The sequence below is a fragment of the Mesorhizobium sp. M7A.F.Ca.AU.002.02.1.1 genome (genome assembly GCF_003998535.1).
GTDB classification, from domain to species: domain Bacteria; phylum Pseudomonadota; class Alphaproteobacteria; order Rhizobiales; family Rhizobiaceae; genus Mesorhizobium; species Mesorhizobium ciceri.
In genome coordinates, this window is sequence record NZ_RZPB01000617.1 from 1 (window position 1) to 3,579 (window position 3,579).

Below are 3,579 nucleotides of genomic sequence, written 5' to 3' on the forward strand. Positions count from 1 at the left end.
ATCCTGACCTTCATCGGCAGCTTCAACTGGTTCGAAATCCCCTATGTCATGGCTGGCCTCACCGGTTCGCCCGGCGGCGCGACAGATGTGCTCGGCCTCTATTTCTACCGCACCGCCTTCGGTTCGACGACGACCGGGATCCAGGATTTCGGCCAGGGCAGCGCGCTGGCCGTGATGATGTTCATCATCGTTGCAGGCGTCACTGCAATCGCGCTTCGCTACCTGCGCCGTCGCGAGATCGAGCTGTGAGCGCGACAGCCCGCACGGGGCAACCCGCCGAGTTGCTGAAGAATGGCGCCATCCAGCTGATGCTGGCGATCAACGCCGTCATCATGATCTATCCGCTGTTCGTCATGGTGATGTCGTCGTTCAAGACCAACGCCGAAATCTTCAGCTCGCCCCTTCGCCCTGCCGGCGCACTTTTCGCTGGCCAATGCCGAGCGGGTGTGGAGCGAAACCAATTTCGTCCGCTACCTCGCCAATTCCGTCGGCATCACCATGGCCGCGGTGGCGCTGATCCTCCTGTTCAGCACCATGGCCGCCTATGCGATTGCCCGCTACCAGTTCAGGCTGAGCGCGCTGGTGCTGATGTTTTTCCTCAGCGGCATGACGGTGCCGCTGAAACTGGCGATCATTCCGCTGTTCATCCAGCTGGATTCGCTTGGGCTGGTCGACAGCTATGCCGGCCTGGTGCTGGTCTATGTCGCCATGGGCATTCCTTCGGCGGTGTTCATCATGACCGGCTTCCTCCGGACCTTGCCGCGCGAACTGGAAGAGTCCGCACGCATGGACGGCGCCAGCGAATTTCGCATCATGCGCTCGATCATGTTGCCGTTGGCGCGCCCGGCCCTGGTCATCGTCGCCATCCAGAACGCCGTGCCGATCTGGAACGACTTCTTCTTCCCGCTGGTGCTGATCACCTCGGACGAGCTCAAAACCTTGCCGCAGGGCCTCACCGTCTTCGTCGGCGAGTTCACCACCGACTGGGGCGTGATGTTCACCGGGCTGACTCTGGCGGCGCTGCCGATAACGCTGCTCTACATCGTGCTGTCGAAGCAGTTCATCTCCGGCATCACCCAAGGCGCGGTGAAATAGACTGCGGTCAAATAGACGAGGAATTTCAAGTGGCGAACCAGAACAAGATCATCATCACCTGCGCGGTTACCGGCTCGATCCACACGCCGTCCATGTCGCCACATCTGCCGGTGAGCGCCCAAGAGATTGCCGATGCCGCGATCGGCGCGGCCGAGGCCGGCGCTGCCATCGTCCATCTGCATGCGCGCAACCCCGCCGACGGCCGGCCCGACCAGTCGACCGAGGCGTTTGCGCCCTTCCTGAAGGTGATCAAGCAACGCTCGGACTGCGTCATCAACATCACCACAGGCGGCGCCGCGACAATGAGCGTCGAGGAGCGCGTCAAGCCGGCGGCGACCTTTGCGCCGGAAGTTGCATCGCTCAACATGGGCTCGATGAATTTCGGCCTCTACCCAATGCTGGAGCGCTTCAAGACCTTCGAGCATGACTGGGAACGCCCCTATCTCGAAGGCTCGCGCGACCGCATCTTCCGCAACACCTTTGGCGACATCGAGCACATCCTGCGCACCTGCGCGCAAAACGGCACGCGTTTCGAGATCGAGTGCTACGACATCGGCCACCTCTACACGCTCGCCCATTTCGTTGAGCGCGGCCTGGTCAAGGCGCCGTTCTTCGTCCAGAGCGTGTTCGGCATATTGGGCGGCATCGGCACCCATCCGGAAGATGTCGCGCATATGAGGCGCACCGCCGACCGGCTGTTTGGACAGGACTACCACTGGTCGGTGCTGGGCGCCGGCCGCAGCCAGCTGCCGATCGCCACCCAGGCCATTGCGCTCGGCGGCAATGTGCGCGTCGGGCTGGAGGACTCGCTCTGGATCGGCAAGGGCCAACTGGCGAAATCCAATGCCGAGCAGGTGCGCAAGGTACACCAGATCATCGAAGGGCTTGGCGCTTCGGTCGCCACCCCTGACGAGGCACGGCAGATCTTGCAGCTCAAGGGCGGCGACAAGGTCTCTTTCTAAGGAAAATACCAATGAGTGCGCTCACCATATCAGGTGTCGATAAGGCCTATGGCAAGGCGAAGGTCATCCACGGCGTGTCCGTCGACATCGCGTCGGGCGAATTCGTCATCCTGGTTGGCCCGTCCGGTTGCGGCAAGTCGACCTTGCTCAGGATGATCGCCGGCCTGGAAGACATCAGCGCCGGCGAGATCGCGCTCGAAGGCAAGATCATCAACGATGTCGCGCCGAAATCGCGCGATATCGCCATGGTCTTCCAGAACTATGCGCTCTACCCGCACATGACGGTGCGTGAGAACATGGCCTTCGCACTGACGCTGAAGAAGATCGATAAAAGCGAGATCGACGCCAAGATTGCGCGTGCCGCGACGATCCTCGGACTGCAGGACTTGCTGGATCGTTATCCGCGCCAGCTTTCCGGCGGGCAGCGCCAGCGTGTCGCCATGGGCCGCGCTATCGTGCGCGACCCGAAGGTCTTTCTGTTCGACGAGCCACTCTCCAACCTCGACGCCAAGCTGCGCGTGCAGATGCGCGCCGAAATCAAGGCGCTGCACCAGCGCCTGGGAACCACCATCGTCTACGTCACCCACGACCAGGTCGAAGCCATGACTATGGCCGACAAGATCGTCGTCATGAATGGCGGCATCGTCGAACAGGTCGGCGCCCCGCTCGATCTCTACGACCGGCCGGCCAATCTGTTCGTTGCCCAGTTCATCGGCTCGCCGTCGATGAACATCCTGGACGGCCGCACCACTACGGACGGTTTTGTCGCCAGCGACGGCACGGTATTTCCGCTGCCTGCGTTGGGACAGGGCGAAAGTGCGCTTGCCTGGGGCATCCGGCCCGAACATCTCAAGCTCTCAGACAGCGGCGTGCCGGCGGTGGTCGAAGTGGTCGAGCCGACCGGCGCGGAAACCCTTGTCATGGCCAAAGCCGGCAACAACACGCTGAGCGCGTTGCTGCGCGAGCGGATTTCCGTGATGCCGGGCCAGAAGGTTTTCCTGGCGCCGGACCTCACCCAGTTGCATCTGTTCAACGCCAAGGGTCAGCGCATTATGCGGGTGCGGAACGCATCAAGGGTTATTCGGCAGATGAATTAATCGGCAAGCACTTTTCGCAATTCTATACTCTCAAGGACCGTGAGCGGGGCAGTCCGCAAAGTGCCCTGGAGATCGCCGCCCGTGAAGGGCGAGTTGAGCGCGAAGGCTGGCGTATACGCAAAGACGGCACTGCGTTCTGGTCCCACGTGGTCATCGACGCCCATTCGGCACGAGGATGGCGAACTCCTGGGGTTCGCGAAGATCACACGCGACATTACGGAGCGGAAGAAGGCGCAGGAGAAAATGGATGCGATCGGCAAGCTAACGGGCGGCGTCGCCCACGATTTCAACAATTTGCTGATGGCGATTTTGGGAAGTCTCGAGCTGCTCCGCAAACGACTTCCCGACGATCCACAATTGCTGCGTCTTCTCGACAACGCGGTGCTCGGGGCGCGACGGGGAGCGTCCTTGACGCAGCGCATGCT

Annotated in this window: 3 protein-coding genes and 2 pseudogenes; all 5 read left to right on the forward strand. The window is 61.8% G+C overall.

Features of this window, described 5'->3' with window-relative positions; all coding sequences use genetic code 11:
* Nucleotides 1-249, forward strand: a pseudogene (locus EN879_RS27930) (sugar ABC transporter permease); the annotation flags it as partial.
* 195 nt (nt 250-444) lie between these two features.
* On the forward strand, nt 445-1,095 hold the full coding sequence (locus EN879_RS27935; RefSeq protein ID WP_245441368.1) for a carbohydrate ABC transporter permease: 651 nt from the start codon (nt 445-447) through the stop codon (nt 1,093-1,095).
* Between the two features lie 29 nt (nt 1,096-1,124).
* Nucleotides 1,125-2,057 carry a 3-keto-5-aminohexanoate cleavage protein gene (locus EN879_RS27940; RefSeq protein ID WP_063170676.1) on the forward strand — a complete coding sequence of 311 codons (933 nt, stop codon included), beginning with the start codon at nt 1,125-1,127 and terminating at the stop codon, nt 2,055-2,057.
* An 11-nt stretch (nt 2,058-2,068) separates the two neighbouring features.
* On the forward strand, nt 2,069-3,154 hold the full coding sequence (gene ugpC / locus EN879_RS27945; protein WP_063170677.1) for a sn-glycerol-3-phosphate ABC transporter ATP-binding protein UgpC: 1,086 nt from the start codon (nt 2,069-2,071) through the stop codon (nt 3,152-3,154).
* Nucleotides 3,115-3,579 (forward strand): annotated as a pseudogene (locus EN879_RS27950) (PAS domain S-box protein); the annotation flags it as partial. The gene ugpC and the pseudogene EN879_RS27950, both read left to right, overlap by 40 nt.

What these genes read in the sequence shown, in the direction of transcription:
- ugpC (WP_063170677.1), top strand. Translation starts at nt 2,069, where the DNA reads ATGAGTGCGCTCACCATATCAGGTGTCGATAAGGCCTATGGCAAGGCG.